12 protein-coding genes are annotated in these 14,655 nt (G+C 70.6%); 4 read left to right on the forward strand and 8 right to left on the reverse strand.

What is annotated here, in order from left to right:
• Window position 1: 1 nt before the first annotated feature.
• The 5 genes from BIV23_RS04935 to BIV23_RS45680 form a co-directional block, all read right to left on the reverse strand.
• Entirely contained in the window at window positions 2-415 is a 414-nt protein-coding gene (locus BIV23_RS04935; RefSeq protein ID WP_342746347.1) for a hypothetical protein, read from the reverse strand.
• A gap of 531 nt (window positions 416-946) precedes the next feature.
• Window positions 947-1,537 carry a DUF4175 domain-containing protein gene (locus tag BIV23_RS04940; protein WP_143079049.1) on the reverse strand — a complete coding sequence of 197 codons (591 nt, stop codon included), beginning with the start codon at window positions 1,535-1,537 and terminating at the stop codon, window positions 947-949.
• Window positions 1,538-1,553: 16 nt separating this feature from the next.
• The gene (locus tag BIV23_RS04945; protein WP_071379507.1) at window positions 1,554-2,849 is read right to left on the reverse strand and encodes a WXG100 family type VII secretion target; all 1,296 of its coding nucleotides are present in this window, start codon (window positions 2,847-2,849) and stop codon (window positions 1,554-1,556) included.
• Window positions 2,850-2,869: 20 nt separating this feature from the next.
• Window positions 2,870-3,160, reverse strand: coding sequence for a DUF6317 family protein (locus BIV23_RS04950; protein WP_245790367.1), 291 nt, complete (start codon window positions 3,158-3,160; stop codon window positions 2,870-2,872).
• Entirely contained in the window at window positions 3,157-3,549 is a 393-nt protein-coding gene (locus BIV23_RS45680; RefSeq protein ID WP_079172963.1) for an SAV_915 family protein, read from the reverse strand. The genes BIV23_RS04950 and BIV23_RS45680 overlap by 4 nt, the downstream gene beginning before the upstream one ends.
• A 287-nt stretch (window positions 3,550-3,836) precedes the next feature.
• Between BIV23_RS45680 and BIV23_RS04960 the strand changes: the two genes are divergently transcribed.
• A complete protein-coding gene (locus tag BIV23_RS04960; protein ID WP_071379508.1) occupies window positions 3,837-4,454 on the forward strand; it encodes an IS701 family transposase in 618 nt (205 codons plus the stop codon).
• 461 nt (window positions 4,455-4,915) lie between these two features.
• Here BIV23_RS04960 and mycP read toward each other — a convergent pair whose 3' ends face one another.
• Both mycP and eccB read right to left on the reverse strand, forming a co-directional pair.
• Window positions 4,916-6,202, reverse strand: a complete 1,287-nt coding sequence (mycP, locus tag BIV23_RS04970; RefSeq protein ID WP_079172964.1) for a type VII secretion-associated serine protease mycosin — start codon at window positions 6,200-6,202, stop codon at window positions 4,916-4,918.
• Between the two features lie 65 nt (window positions 6,203-6,267).
• Window positions 6,268-7,800, reverse strand: coding sequence for a type VII secretion protein EccB (gene eccB / locus BIV23_RS04975; RefSeq protein WP_071379511.1), 1,533 nt, complete (start codon window positions 7,798-7,800; stop codon window positions 6,268-6,270).
• A 205-nt stretch (window positions 7,801-8,005) separates the two neighbouring features.
• Between eccB and eccE the strand changes: the two genes are divergently transcribed.
• The 3 genes from eccE to BIV23_RS04990 all read left to right on the forward strand — a co-directional run bounded on the left by eccE (window position 8,006) and on the right by BIV23_RS04990 (window position 13,574).
• Window positions 8,006-9,367, forward strand: coding sequence for a type VII secretion protein EccE (eccE, locus tag BIV23_RS04980; RefSeq protein ID WP_079172965.1), 1,362 nt, complete (start codon window positions 8,006-8,008; stop codon window positions 9,365-9,367).
• Complete coding sequence (locus tag BIV23_RS04985; protein WP_071379513.1) at window positions 9,367-10,131, forward strand: hypothetical protein; 765 nt, start codon at window positions 9,367-9,369, stop codon at window positions 10,129-10,131. The genes eccE and BIV23_RS04985 overlap by 1 nt, the downstream gene beginning before the upstream one ends.
• 377 nt (window positions 10,132-10,508) lie before the next feature.
• The gene (locus BIV23_RS04990) at window positions 10,509-13,574 is read left to right on the forward strand and encodes an SCO5717 family growth-regulating ATPase (RefSeq protein ID WP_071379514.1); all 3,066 of its coding nucleotides are present in this window, start codon (window positions 10,509-10,511) and stop codon (window positions 13,572-13,574) included.
• A 65-nt stretch (window positions 13,575-13,639) separates the two neighbouring features.
• Here the strand turns inward: BIV23_RS04990 and BIV23_RS04995 are convergent, their stop codons facing one another.
• The gene (locus tag BIV23_RS04995) at window positions 13,640-14,587 is read right to left on the reverse strand and encodes a bifunctional riboflavin kinase/FAD synthetase (RefSeq protein WP_071379515.1); all 948 of its coding nucleotides are present in this window, start codon (window positions 14,585-14,587) and stop codon (window positions 13,640-13,642) included.
• Window positions 14,588-14,655 lie beyond the last annotated feature (68 nt).

The raw sequence follows: 14,655 nt of genomic DNA on the forward strand, positions 1-14,655 counted from the left end.
GTCAGATCCCTCCCTTCTCGCCACCGCCAGTGTTCTTGTCGCCCTGCGGATTGAGGTGCCTGATCTCCGCCTGGATCTCGTAGAATCTGCGACGCTGCTCTTCCTCGAGGTCGTTGAAGGTGCCGTTCGCACCCTGGACAGCGATGCCGATCGCCTCAATCTGCAAATGCAGGGTCTTGGACAGGTTCGTGAGAGCCTGGTGGACTTGATTGAACGTCCCGTACAGAGCATCGGCCTCATGGAAGCCTGCAGACCCGCTGCGGAGCGACGTGTGCCGGATCGTCTGGTCTCCGACCCGCGTCGGATTGCCGGCCGACCCCTCAAGATCCTTCAGAACGCCGTCCACCGTCTTGACGAACTGCGTCAGAGCGTCAGCGCTGACCTTGAGGTTCGCCGCCGACTCGCCCCCGCTCATGTTCCTCCCCGTTTCCCCGTACACCATCGACCCGCGACCGGATCGAGGCGGACCATCCACCCGCCGTACGACCGCAACACAAGCCGCGTCTCAACGCACCTGACCACTGTAGTCAACCTGCTCAACGGGTCCAACCGGCATATGTATTGACTCGGTTACGACACTGGGCCGGACGCAGCGGTTTGCCGGATTTACGCGTGCACGACCGGAGGATGAGTGGGCCACCAGCCATGCGCACCTCAGGCGTGAGCCAATCCTGACGCGATCAGCCAGGCAGGGTGACTTCTCTCGAACCTTTGCAGAACTTCCACACACGGCAGATCCGGGCGCTACGTCAGCGGCCGACCGACTGCCGAACCTCGACTCAGGCTTCACATGCCCACGTCCAAGTACTACAGCCGAAGATCTTGAGGATCGGTGATGGGTGGGATCGGCTGGTGGTGGACCCAGAGTCGGAGGCGGTCCGGGAGCGGATCTCCGCGGCGTACTGGGCGGCGACGGGACGGGGTGGGTAACCAGCCCGGCTCGCGTTCAGCGGCGTCCGTGGCGGCGCTCGGCCCGGTTGCGGGGCGGGAGCGGTCGGGCGGCCTCGGCCCGCTCCTCCTGCTCGCGCATCCGGCGCTCGTAGTCCTCGCGGGCGCCGATCTCGGCGGCGGTGCGGCGTGCGAGCGTCGGGGCGGCCCAGGTGCCGATCGCCCAGGCGACGATAGCGGGCAGGACGGGCGCGAGGAGCAGCACCGTCCAGCGGCCACCGACGGCCGAGGCGGCGTTCCTGCGCTGCCGGGAACGGTGCTCCCGCCATGCCTGTTCGGGGGTTGGGATCTCCACCGGTGCGCGCCGGGTGCGCACGAAACCCGCGACCAGGCTGAGCAGGCAGGCGACCGCCGTCACCGCGTACACCGCGGTACGTGCGGAGCGGGGCACCCCCACCGCTTTCCAGAACCCCGCGTAGAAGGCGGTCGTGACGAGCCCGGCGAACAGCAGCAGGGCGAACTGGAAGCAGCCCTGTGCGATCCGGCGCAGCCAGTACCCGGCGCCCCGGTCGAACCAGGTGGTGCCCAGGTGCGGAATCGTCGCCGGCTCCACCTGCTCCCCGGGGACGCCGTCCGCCGTATTTTTCATGTCGTCCCCACCAACATCAGAAGATCTTGTGCCACAGCGCCTTGGACTTGTCGCCGATCCAGTGGCCGGTGCCGGTCACCATACCCTCGCCCGCGCGCAACGCCTGGTCCCCGGAGTGGCCGATGCCGTACAGCGTGCCCACGACCGCGCCGTGGTCGTCCCAGTCCTCGCTCCAGTGCTCGTGGAACAGCTTGTCGGCGAAGGTTCCCACTCCGACGACGACCGCGCCGCCGACCGCGGCCGTGGCGACCACCCCGTCCACCGGGATCGAGGCCGCGAGAGCGACACCGGCACCCAAGGCCACCACGCCGCCGCCCACATCGACGAGCACCGAGTGGCCCCAGGACCAGCCCTCGTCGTGGTCCTGCTTGGCCTCCAGACCGCCGACGGCCACGGTGGCCGCAACGTCGATGACCGGGATCTCCTTGAGGAACCGTGGAGCGCCCTCGGCGAGTTCACTGCCGCGCAGGACGTCCGCCATCTTGTAGTTGAGGTACCGGTCGTACGGCATATGGGAGCTGCCGTTCTCCAGCCCGGTCAGCCGCCCTTCCAGGCTGTCGAGTTGGTCGGCGGCGGCCTGCCACTCCCCGCGCAGCTTGAACGCCTTGGGGAGGTTCGCGTCCGCCGTCCGGAACTTGGCCTCCTCGTCCTTCAGCGCGGACAGCGCCTTGTCGTGCTCCTCCTGGGCGTGCTTGATGTCGTCGGCCATGTCCAGGCCGAGTGCCCGGTCGCCCTCCGCCCCAGCGGTCCACAGGCCGCGCAGGTAGTCGGCGACCACAATCTTGTCGCCCTTCTGCATCGGCTCGCTGGGGTCGATCTCGGCATAGAGCTGGCCGATGCGCTTGGCGGCGAGGAGCCGGGCACGCTGGGCCTGGTGCATCAGTTCCGTGTAGAGGGTGGTGTAGTCGTTGTTGTCCTTTGTAGCCTGCTCCTCCTTCTCAGAGGGCGGGTTGTTCGTCGCGAGGGGGATGGGCTCCCCCTTCGGCCCCATGGACACGCCCTTCTTCTGGGCGACATGGGCGGCGTTCTGCAGTGCCGTGTTGGCCGAGGACAGGTTGGTGGACAGGTCGGTGAGCTCCTTGCCCACCGCGTACACCAGTTCGGCGAAGCCGCCGGCGGTCATCGCGTCCGTGGCCCAAGCAGCCTCGAACTTATCGGCGGCCTCGCCCTTCCAGCCCGCGTCCTTGACGAGCTTGTCGACTCCCTCGCTGAGCGGTTTGACGATGCCGTCCAGGTGCTCCTTGGCGCCGGTGAGGGCGGTGCCCATGGCGGCCAGACCGTCGATGTCGCCGCCCACCCAGGAATCCGTCACAGCTTGTGTCCCCCGTCTCGCTATCCCATCAGGTCTTCGAAGAGCCCGTGCACGTCGATGTCGCGGTGTGTCAAGTGCTTGACCGCGGCGTCAAGGAGATCCCCGTGCTCCTCGATCCGGCCGGCGAGTCTGGCATGCAGACCCGAGATCGCGTCCATCATCGACCCGATCGTGTGGTCAAGACCGTCATCGCCCGACTTTGCGACGGCGGGGCTCACAGAGGTGTGGAGTTTCGCGTAGGACTTGGCCTCCGTGTGAAACGTGGACGCCATTTTTGTCACGTCCGACGTCACGAGTTTCAGGTCGGTCACTGGACTGCCTCCGTGTAGGTTCTGACGTCCTCGGCGCTCCAGACCCGTACGCCGGGCGGGAGTTGCGGGTCGACGCGAACCGGGCCGAGCCCGTTGTCGTGCATCGCCCGGGCGAACCAGCCGACGGGCACCGCCACCCACGGTTGCGCGTCGCCGAGCGCGGCGACCAGCTTCGCGGGGCTGGTGAACGCCACCGCCACCGGGTTTCCGTCGGCCCCCTGGAGGAGTTCGAAACCGATCTCGGGCCGGCGCCCTGGATCCGCGGCGTACCGAGGGTGTGCGGGGACGAGTACCTCCGTGTCCGGTTCGATCGGTGCTTTCGGACGCTCTGCGGGCGGCGTCAGATCCCGGTCGTAACCATCGAACGGAGAGGAATATGAAGTAGACATGCGCACCTGGGATCGACACCGGCCGTCGGTGTGATTACGGAATTCCGACGGCACCTTGTCACTTTACGCGCAGTCGAGCACCAGGGGAGCGCGAGGCAGAGCGACGCCCCATCAAGGTTTACCAAAAAGCGAGTTGATGGCGCCCTTTTATGCAGACAAGTCCATTCGTGCCATTTTTCTCACTGATAGGAAATCCGCCGGAAAGAGCATGAATCGCGCTTTTTGCCCCGCCGAAGCAGGCCAGCCGGAGATCTTGTGACGGAGCTGCGTTGTGCCGTTGACCGGGCATGACGCTGGGTGTGACGGCTGAGCAGATAGCCCGGTGGGATTCCGAACTGTCCTCACTGACCGGTTCGTTGGGGCACTTGTTCAACCAGCCGGAGCCGCGGGCGGTGTTTGCGCAGTTCAATGAGGGGCTGCGGCAGAGCTGCCGAAGAAGAACCGGCTGGACACTGTTGCAGCGTGCCAGCCATGTGACTGCGGACCGGTTGCAGCGGTTGATCAACGGATCGGTGCGGGAGGCCAACGCTGCCCGCGATTACGTCATCGCGCATCTGGGCTGCGAGGACGCCTCATTCGTCATCAATGACACCCAGGCGCAGGAGAAGGGCACCAAGTCGGTCGGGGTGGCCGGCCAGCATTGTGGGTTGACCGGCATTGTCCGCAACTGCCAGACCTTGGTGACGCTCACCTACGCCACCGCCGCTGGACACGCCTTCATCGACGGCCGTCTGCATCTGCCCGAGGAATGGACGAACGATCGCCGGCGGTGTCATGAAGCCGGGGTGCCTGACCAGATGGCCTTCGCCACCAAACCCGAGCTGGCCATCACGATGCTCGATCGGGCCCACACGGCCCACGTGCCGTTCTCCTGGGTACTGGCTGACGCCGGCTACGGCCAGTGACCCGCAGCTGCGGGCCCGGTGCCACGACCACGCGGTGCCGTACATGTTCGGCGTCCCGGCCGACCTCTCGGTCGACGGACCTGCGGGCAAGCCGCGCCAGCCAGTCGTGAAGCGCGCCGACAACCTGCTCCACTACGCGAAAGTCCGTGACCAGTGGGAACGCCGCTCCTCCGGCGACGGCTCCAAGGGCGAGCGCCTTTACGACTGGACGTTCTTCGCTGTGCAGGTCAAAGACGAGAGCCCGGCTGATGGCTTCACGCACTGGCTGGTGCTGCGACGGTCCCTGCACCCCAACCGGCGGGGCAAGGACGGACAACTCGAAGACGGAGCCGGGGACCTCCAGGCCGCCGGGTTGAGGCTCTCGCGTCAGGCAGGCACCCGGTCCGCCTTCACGCAGGTCGTGGCCAGGAGCACGGCGAGCCCGATCAGGAGCAGGACGTTCAGTTTGTCCAGGGTGTTCGTCAGCCGGTCTTCAGCCGCCCCCCGCGCCGGCGTCGCGCGTCGCGGACCGCGACGGCCGTGCCGCTCAGGCCCGCCACCATGACGAGGCTTCCGACCACCACGTAGGTGGACATACGGGTGTCCCGTTCCTGGGCCGTCTCGCCGATGTGCAGGGGCGTGACGGATGGCGCCTCGCCTCTGACCACGCCGTCCTCGGGCGAGGGGGAGGCCACGGGGTGCTCCGGGTCGACGTCCGTCAGCGCCTTCACCGGGTCCACGACGCCCCAGCCCACCAGCCGGTCGTGCCCCGGGATCGAGCGTTCCGCGGTCTGTTCGATCTGGGCGACGACCTGCTGGGCCGACCAGTTCGGGTACTTGGACTTGAGCAGGGCCGCGACACCCGCCACGTACGGCGCCGAGAAGCTGGTGCCGTTGTCCGAGCAGTGGCCGCCGCCGGGAACGGTGGAGATCATGTCGACACCGGGTGCGGCGACCCCCACGAAATCTCCCGACTGTGAAAAGGGAGCCCGTTCGTTGTTGCGGTCGGATGCCGCCACCGCCAGGACGCCCTGGTACGACGCCGGGTACGTCACCTTGACGTTGCCCCCCAGGCCGTCGTTGCCGGCCGAGGCCACGACGACGACCTTGTTGGCCAGGGCGTAGTTCACGGCGTCCAGCAGCGTCTGGCCGCCCGCGACCGCGTTGGCCGTGTCCTGGGAGATGTTGATGACGTCCGCGCCCTTTTTGACCGCGTCCGTGATCGCCGTGGCCAGCGTGGCCGTCGTGCCGTCGCCGTCCGCGTCGTTCTGCTTGATCGGGATGATCTTCGCGTCCGGTGCCAGGCCGACGAAGCCCGTGCCCGATGCCTTGCGGGCCGCGATGATGCCCGCCACGCGAGTGCCGTGGCCGACGGTGTCCGTGGTACCGGAGTTGTTGCCGCGGTCGATCTTCTCGCCCTTGGAGTTCTTGTCCTTCAGCAGGTTCTCGCCCTTGGACACCTCCACGGCCTGGCTGAGCTGTGGGTTCTTGACGTCCACCCCGGTGTCGATCACGGCCACCTGAACGTTCTTGCCCGTCGAAACCGCCCACAGCTCGTCCAGGTTGACGCGTTGCAGTGCCCACGGTCGGCCGGAGTAGTTCTTCGACGGAAACGTGCACTGACCGTCGTCCGCCCGGGCCGGGGTGGCGGGGAGCACGATCACGGTGGTCGTCGCGGTGAGCGCCAGCGCTGCCGCCGTCACCGCCGTACGAGCCACCACCGTACGAGCCGGTACCGCGCGGGGCACCGTCGCTCCGGCCGTCGACATGGGATTCCCGGTGCCCGACGTCCTTGCCTTCAGCATGAGTCCCGCTCTCCTCCGCCGCCCCGCCGTCACGAGCCCTGCGGCTGCCGTGCCGCCGCCTCGGACAGGCGCGGGCCCGTCGGCAGGAACGTCGACCACGCCATGGGGATGGGGGCGGGGGTCACCTTCTCGTAGCCGAGCCGGATCTGGGCGATCTTGGCCTCGCTCAGCTCGTCCTTGCGCTGCTGGGCGGAGGTGCCGATGCCCTTGTCGTCGGTGGCGCTGTCACTGTTGGACTGAAGGGCGTAGCGCAGGCCCGTGTCGGTGACCAGGAAGACGCCGCCGACCGAGGTCTCCGTGCCCTGGAACTGGCGGTAGAGCTGCCCCGAGCCCGGCGTGGCGTACGCGCTGGAGGAGCCGGTGGGCAGTTGGGCGGGGAAGTCGGTACCCGCCCAGGTCGACAGGGTGGTGCTGCCGTCGGTGCCGACGGAGTTCAGGACGTTGCAGACCGTGTTGCGACCGCTGGTGGTGTGCGAGCCGTCGTTCACCATGCGCGGCTTGTACGTCGGCCAGTTCTGCTGCTCCGAGAACGTCGTGCTGTCGGCGACCGAGGCGGGGGCGACCTGCTGTGCCTCGCCGGCCTGGCCGGTGCCGCCGAGGGCACCGCTGTTGAGGAGCAGCGTGGCCGTGAACTCGGAGATACCGGCCACCTTCCCCTGGAGTACGACGTAGTAGCGCATCATCTGGCCGTCGTACGCCTTCACGACCTCGCCGACCTTGTCGTACTCGCCCAACAGGCTGGAGGCGTGCGCCTTCTGGCCCGGCGTGCCCTGGATGGACGGGATCGCGATCGGGGAGCCCTTGTGCAGGGTGTCGAGCCAGTCCTGCGAGACGCGCTGCGGGGCGCGGCCCTGGGTGTCGAGGGCCCTGAGCAGCTCCCGGTTGTCCGCGCCCCCCGACTTCTCGATCTCGTACGCCGTGCCCCCGGCGTCCACGACGTACTGGGTCTTGCCGTCCGGGCCGACGACGTACATCAGGTCGCCACCGGTGAGCTTGGCGGACCCTTCCGTCTTGGGCCATTCCTTCTCCGCGAGGACGAACGCCGCCTTCTGGATGGCCCGGCCGCCGTCGCCGGGGCGCTCGCAGACTGCCCAGCGCTTGGCGGCCGACGCCTCGTCCGCCGAGGGCAGGCGGTCGGGGGCGTAGGGGATGCCGATGGTCGCGCCGTGCGGGGGCGTGCCGCTGTCGAGGATCTTCTCGTCGACGGTGATGACGCTGCCGCTGTTCGGGTCCAGCAGGAGCTTGGCCGACGCCATGTTGAGGACCGGGTGGAGCTGGGCCTGCTTGCCCGTCTTCAGCACGACGTACCGGGTGGTCGACTCGCTGGCGACGATGACGTGCGCCTCCGGTGTGTCCCAGCCCTTGGGCGCGGTCGGGCTGAACATGCCGATGCCCCCGAACACCGCGAGGACGACGGCGCCGACGACGAGACCGGGCACCAGTGCGCCCAGCGGCTTGGGCGCACCCTCCTCGGAGCCGGTGGGAGAAGGCTGGAGAAATGACGCGAGCGTACGGCGCTTCGCGAAGGTGTAGGCGTTGAGTTCGTCCCGCCGTGATGCCATCTGTGTCCGCTCTCTCCCCGTTGCGGAGCCGTGGGGAACCTGTGAAGATCCGTCCCCCGCCTCGGTTGCCTCTGGTGCCTCAACTGTCAGACCCGCCCCCTACTATGCCTGTTGCGCGGACGTGCTGGTGGCACGGGTAGGGTGCACACGGCTTGCAGGGACCGGAGCGCAAGGGTTTCCGGGAGAGTTCGGGGGTTTTGGACTGATGGCTTCCGCAACGCGGACGCGATCGCGATCGCAATCGAGGTCCCGCTCGGGCGGCACCCGCCGGGCGGACGGCCGTGACGCGTCTTCCTCCCAGCCGCCCGCTCAGCAGGCACGCAGGCCGCACCAGGGCACCTTCGCACCGCATCCGGAGTCCCGCTCGGGGCGCGGCGGTTCGTTCGCGCTCCAGCGGCTGGTGCTGCTGGAGATCGCGTGCGCGCTCGTGGTGTGCAGCTGGCTCGTGAGCACCGTCGCGTTGATGGCCGCCGCCCCGTTCGCCGTGCTGCTCGTGGTGCTCGCCGTCGTACGGCGGCGGGGGCGCTCGCTGCCGGAATGGCTCAGCACCCTGCTGGCCCTGCGCGCCCGCACGCGGCGCGCGGCGAGCACACCACTGCCGCCAGGCACCGACTCCGGTCTCGCGCCCGCCGTGGAGTGCGACCCGAGCCTGCGCACGTACAGCTACAGCCGCGGCGACGACCGCGACAAGCGGCCCATCGGCATGGTGGGCGACGGCGGCTTCGTGACCGCCGTGCTCCAGGTGGAGTCCGACGCGGACGCGCTGCGCGCCGAGCGCAGCCGCAGGCCGCTGCCGGTCTCGCTGGTCCGGGACGTCCTCGAAGTGGACGGCATCCAGCTGGAGTCGGCGCAGATCGTCGTGCACACCCAGCCCGCGCCCGCGCTGCACCTGCCCCAGCAGTCGGTCGTGGTCAGCAACTACGCGCCCTTGCAGGCCGAGGCCGGCGCCCCCGCGGTGCGCATCACGTGGATCGCGCTCAAGCTCGACCCCGAGCTGTGCCCGGAGGCGGTGGCCGCGCGTGGCGGTGGGCTGCTGGGAGCGCAGAAGTGTCTGACCCGCTCCGCCGAGCATCTGGCGAGTCGCCTGACGGGGGCGGGCTTCCGGGCCAACGTGCTCACCGAGGAGGAGCTGACGGCGGCCATCGCCACCTCCGCGTGCGCGAACCCGATGGTGACGGCGCAGGCCGGGCGGGGCGAGGCGCCACAGCGCCGTACCGAGGAGTCCAGCCGCAGCTGGCGCTGCGACAACCGCCGGCACACGACGTACTGGGTGCGCCGCTGGCCCCAACTGGGCGGCTCCGCCGGCTCGCTGGCGCACCTCGTGGCGAAGCTGACCGAGGTGCCCGCGCTCGCTACGACCTTCAGCCTGACGCTCGCCAAGGGAGCTCAGCAGGATGTGTCCATCACCGGCCATCTGCGGATCACCGGCCGCAGCAACCAGGAACTGACCGACGCGCGGCGCGATCTCGAGCAGGCGGCGCGGCGGGAGCGGACCGGACTCGCGCGCCTGGACCGTGAACAGCTCCCCGGCGTTCTCGCCACCCTGCCGCTCGGAGGTGCGCGCTGATGACCATGACGACATCGCCCACGCCGGCGGGCCGGACGTCCTCGGCCCCGGGTCTCGGCGAGCGGCTGCGCACGGGCTTCGGCCTCCTCGGCCCCCGTCACTCGCGGCACACCCTGTCCGTGGAGCAGGCCGACGCGCTGTCCCTGCCGATGGGCGACGACGGCGTGGTGGTCGGCGTCAACGCCGAGGGCCAGCCCGCCGTGCTCGGGGTGAACCGCCCGACGCCGTACGACATCGTGCTCATCGGCGGCCTGTGGACCGCGCAGGTCATGGCGCTGCGCGCGGCGGCGACGGGTGCGCGGGTGGCCGTGGAGACGGGCCGGGCCCAGGCCTGGATGCACATGGTGCACGCCATGGGCGGCGGGCAGAACGGCCTGGCGGTGTACGACGTCGGCCGGGTGCCCCCGCAGGGGGCCTCGGCCGGGACGCCGGTGCTGGTGGTGCGCGACTGCGGCATGCGGCCGCCGCGCGGGCGCGTGGTGTCGGCGCCGTGGCAGTCCGTCCTCACGCTGCTTCCTTATCTGAGCCCGGTGGCGCCCCGCTTGATGCGCCAGGCGCGGCTGGTGGGCGTGCAGCGGGTGTCGCCGGACGAGGCGGCCGAGATCGGGCGGGTGATGGGGCTCCCGCGTCCGGACCTCGACACGCTGCCCACGCTGCCCGACGGCGTGACGCTCTGGTGCACGGAGCGGGACCGGCAGTACGTGGTGACGCGCGCGACCGACGCCGAGACCGGCCTGCTGGGCGTGGCCCGCCGGATGGACTGACACGCGCCCAACCTCGCCCGGTTTCAAGGGAAATGGAGCGAAGCGAGAGGACCGCGCTAAATGTCGCCCCTATTCACCCACTATGGGCGACTGGTCGAGATGTGCCCGCGTCACGTTTTGGTGTACGTCCGCCTACGCCGGGGCGACCTCGGGCCCGATGTGACGCGTCGTACGGGCACGAAGGAGAGGCCGGGCCTGCCAGCCTCCTCGCTTTGGTGATTAGGCTGGGTCCGGGCACGTCGCGAAATCCCGCGAGCGGGGGTACACGCCTCGCGGCAGAAGGGGCCGATGGCCCCGGGGGAAGCCCGGCGAATCGTACGACAGGAACGGTCGCCCCCAGCACGGCATGAGGGTGTTCGACCACACCAGGAGGAACTGTGAACAGCGATCGGGACGGGATCCGCGGGGGCTGGGACACACCCGACGACGACCAGACCGACGCGGAGTCCGCCATCGAGATGACGGGCGAGTTCACCATCGACTACGCGCCGCCCGCCTGGTACACGCAGAACGCGTCGGGTTCGTCCGCTGCTCCGGCGGCGCCGGGGCCGCAGCAGCCCGTCGGCACCCCGCCGCAGGGCACTCCGTACGCGCCCCCGCAGGGCACCCCGTACGCTCCGCCGCCTCCGCCGCCGCCCGCGCAGGGCGGTTACGGCTTCCCGCCGCCGGTGCAGCCCGCGCCGCCGGTCGGTCCTCCTGTCGTGCCTCCGGTGCCGATGCCTCAGCTGCCGCAGGGGTTCGAGCCGCAGCAGCAGCCGTCCGCTGCGCACGACTTCGAGTTGCAGCAGCCGTCGGCCGCTCCGCAGGTGCAGCCCGAGGCGCCCGCGCCGGAGACGGACAACGGGGACCTGGAGAGCGGGGCCACCATGCGGTTCTCCGCCGTGGCCCTGAAGCGCGAGATGGCGGAGATCGCCGAGCGCGCGGCGGCCGTCAAGAAGGAGGCCGAGGCCGCCGGCACCGAATCGGCCGACGCCGAGAGCACGGGTACCGCCGGTGCGGAGGGTGCCGAGGGTGCGCCCGAGGCCGTCGTGGCGTCGGGTGACTCCGGCGAGGGCGCCGTGGGTCATGTGGCCGAGGAGCTCCGGGAGTCGCAGGAGTCCGCCGAGTCCGGGGGCGATGCCGCCGGTCAGGGGGACGCCGTTGCCGAGAGCGCCGTATCGGAGGAGGCTTCCACGGACGTGGACGCGGACGCCGACGCAGACGCGGAGGGTACCGACGCGGATGAGCGCGAGGCTGCGACCAGCACCGGTCTTCCGGCCGCGGACGCGGACGGTGCCGAGGGTGGCGAGGTGGCCGACGCGTCTCAGGCGGAGGGTTCCGCCGTCGTCGCCGACTCCCCCGCCGCTCGCGCCGACGCGCCCCAGGACGCCGTGCCGCCCGCCGCCGTCCCGCAGGACGCCGTACCGCAGGACGCCCCGCCGCAGCCTCCCGTCGCTCCCCCGGCCCCTCAGGACGCGCAGCCCGGTTGGACGCCGCCGCCCGCGCCGCAGAGCGGGGTGCCGCCGCTGCCGCCCTCCTACCAGCCCGCTGCCCCCGCCCCGGCGGGCCACTGGTCCGGCCAGCCCGGTCAGCCGGCACCGCCGCAGCAGCCCGTACCGCAGCAGCCCGGTCCCCTGCCCGGTCAGCAGCCGCCGTTCCAGCCGCAGGCTCCGCAGCCCGCGCCCGCCGCCTGGAACCAGGCCAACCAGCCCAACCAGCCGCAGCAGCCCGGTCAGCCCGTCGCGCCGGGACCCCAGCCGCAACCCCTGCCGCAGCCCCAGCCTCATCCGCAGCAGGCGGGGGCCGCCGGACCCGGTGGTTACGGCTTCCCTCCGGCCGACGTCAACTCCCCGGCGCAGCCGGGCGGTTACGGCTTCCCGCAGCCGCCGCAGGCCCCCCAGCCGCAGCAACAGCAGCCGCAGAGCCCCACCGCGCCGGCCCCGCCCGGCGGTTACGGCTTCCCGCAGCCGCAGGCAGACGCCCCGCAGGCGCCCGTCGACCCGCGCACCGGTGCCGCGTGGCCGCAGCCCATTCAGCACGACCAGCGGCAGATGACCAACCCCGGTGCCGCGCCGCTCGGTTACACCGCCGCCGTGGAGCTGTCCTCGGACCGGCTGCTCAACAACAAGAAGCAGAAGGCGAAGAGCGGGCGGCCCGCCGCGGCGTCGAGTCGCTTCAAGCTCGGCGGCAAGAAGGAGGAGGCCGAGCGGCAGCGCAAGCTGGAGCTGATCCGCACGCCGGTGCTGTCCTGCTACCGGATCGCGGTCATCAGCCTCAAGGGCGGCGTCGGCAAGACGACCACGACGACCGCGCTCGGCTCCACCCTCGCCACCGAGCGGCAGGACAAGATCCTCGCGATCGACGCCAACCCGGACGCCGGTACGCTCGGCCGCCGCGTGCGCCGGGAGACCGGCGCCACCATCCGCGACCTCGTCCAGGCGATCCCGTACCTGAACTCGTACATGGACATCCGGCGGTTCACGTCGCAGGCGCCGTCCGGGCTCGAGATCATCGCCAACGACGTCGACCCGGCCGTCTCGACCACGTTCAACGACGAGGACTACCGGCGCGCGATCGAGGTGCTCGGCAACCAGTACCCGATCATCCTGACGGACTCCGGTACCGGCCTGCTCTACAGCGCCATGCGCGGTGTGCTCGACCTCGCCGACCAGCTCATCATCATCTCGACGCCGTCCGTGGACGGTGCGAGCAGCGCCAGTACGACGCTGGACTGGCTGTCCGCGCACGGGTACGCGGACCTGGTCTCCCGGTCCCTCACGGTCATCTCCGGGGTCCGCGAGACCGGCAAGATGATCAAGGTCGAGGACATCGTGGCGCACTTCGAGACGCGCACGCGCGGTGTCGTGGTCGTGCCCTTCGACGAGCATCTGGCCGCCGGTGCCGAGGTCGACCTCGACATGATGCGGCCGCGGACGCGCGAGGCGTACTTCAACCTCGCCGCGCTGATCGCCGAGGACTTCACCCGCCACCAGCAGGCACACGGCCTGTGGACCAGCGACGGCAACCCGCCGCCGGTCGCCGCCCCGCCCATGCCGGGCTACGCGATGCCGGGACAGCCCGTGCCCGGGCAGCCGATGCCGGGACAGCCGATGCCCGGACAGCCCGTGCCCGGTCAGCCTCAGCCGTACCCGCAGGTCCCGGGACAGCCGTACCCGCAGGCTCCCGGGCAGCCGTACCCGCCCCAGCAGGGACAGCCCGGACAGCCCGTGCCGGGGCAGCCCATGCCCGGACAGCCGTATCCGCAGGCTCCCGCCGGTGCCCCCGGTCAGCCGTTCCCGCAGCAGCCCGGACAGCCGGGGCAGCCGTACCCGCAGGCCCCCGTGCAGACCCCCGGCCAGGGGCTGTACGGCCAGCCGCCGCAGCAGCCCGGCCAGGCGTACGGCTACCCCCAGGCTCCCCAGGCTCCCCAGCCCCCGCAGGAGCAGCAGCCGCCGCAGCAGTAGCAGCAACCGAAAAGGGCGGCCGGTGCGCATCGCACCGGCCGCCCCTTCGTGTCAGTCGCCCGCGGTCACTCCTGCGCCGCCACGATCTCCCGGCACCGCTTCACGTCCGCCGCCATCTGGTCCAGCAGGGCCTCCAGCGAGTCGAACTTCGCCTGGCCGCGCACGTAGGCGAGGAAGTCGACGGCGACGTGCAGGCCGTACAGGTCGAGGCCGACGCGGTCGATGGCGTACGCCTCCACCGTCCGCTCGGTGCCGTCGAACTGCGGGTTCGTGCCGACCGAGATCGCGGCCGGCATGGCCTCGCCGTCGACGTGCAGATAGCCGGCGTACACGCCGTCGGCCGGGATGGCGGTGTGCGGGAGGGTCTCGACGTTGGCGGTCGGGAAGCCCAGTTCGCGGCCGCGCTGGGCGCCACGCACGACCACGCCCTCCACGCGGTGCGGGCGGCCCAGGATCTCGCGGGCGCCCTCGACATCGCCCTCGGCGACCAGGCAGCGGGTCAGGGTCGAGGAGAACGGCTTGCCGCCGCCCGCCTCACCGGTGACGTACAGGTCGACGACCTCGACCTCGAAGTCGTAGGTCTTGCCCTGCTCGGCGAGGAACTCGACGTTGCCCGCGGCCTTGTGGCCGAAGCGGAAGTTGGGGCCCTCCACGACCGCCCTGGCGTGCAACTTGTCCACCAGGACCTTCACGACGAAGTCGGCGGGCGAGAGCTTCGAGAACTCGGTGGTGAAGGGGAGGACGAGCACCGCGTCCACGCCCAGCTCCGCCATCAGCTCGGCACGGCGGTGGTGCGGGGCGAGCAGCGGCGGGTGGCTGCCGGGGCGGACGACCTCGCTGGGGTGCGGGTCGAAGGTGACCACGACGGCCGGGACGCCCAGCTCGCGGGCGCGGTCCACGGCATGCCTGATGATCAGCTGGTGGCCGCGGTGGACGCCGTCGTAGGAACCGATGGTGACGACGCTGCGCCCCCAGTCCTGGGGGATGTCCTCCAAGCCACGCCAGCGCTGCACTGTGACCGCTCCTCGAACCCGTGTCCGTATGGACTCTCAAGACTTGCGCAGGTCTAAGGGTGCCATGC

The organism is Streptomyces monashensis, assembly GCF_001866665.1.
Lineage (GTDB): Bacteria > Actinomycetota > Actinomycetes > Streptomycetales > Streptomycetaceae > Streptomyces > Streptomyces monashensis.

Excerpts from the sequence above, each read along its gene's own strand:
- BIV23_RS04935 (WP_342746347.1), bottom strand. The coding sequence starts at position 415 with ATGAGCGGGGGCGAGTCGGCGGCGAACCTCAAGGTCAGCGCTGACGCT.
- BIV23_RS04940 (WP_143079049.1), bottom strand. The coding sequence starts at position 1,537 with ATGAAAAATACGGCGGACGGCGTCCCCGGGGAGCAGGTGGAGCCGGCG.
- BIV23_RS45680 (WP_079172963.1), bottom strand. The coding sequence starts at position 3,549 with ATGTCTACTTCATATTCCTCTCCGTTCGATGGTTACGACCGGGATCTG.
- BIV23_RS04960 (WP_071379508.1), top strand. The coding sequence starts at position 3,837 with ATGACGCTGGGTGTGACGGCTGAGCAGATAGCCCGGTGGGATTCCGAA.
- mycP (WP_079172964.1), bottom strand. The coding sequence starts at position 6,202 with ATGTCGACGGCCGGAGCGACGGTGCCCCGCGCGGTACCGGCTCGTACG.
- eccB (WP_071379511.1), bottom strand. The coding sequence starts at position 7,800 with ATGGCATCACGGCGGGACGAACTCAACGCCTACACCTTCGCGAAGCGC.
- eccE (WP_079172965.1), top strand. The coding sequence starts at position 8,006 with ATGGCTTCCGCAACGCGGACGCGATCGCGATCGCAATCGAGGTCCCGC.
- BIV23_RS04985 (WP_071379513.1), top strand. The coding sequence starts at position 9,367 with ATGACCATGACGACATCGCCCACGCCGGCGGGCCGGACGTCCTCGGCC.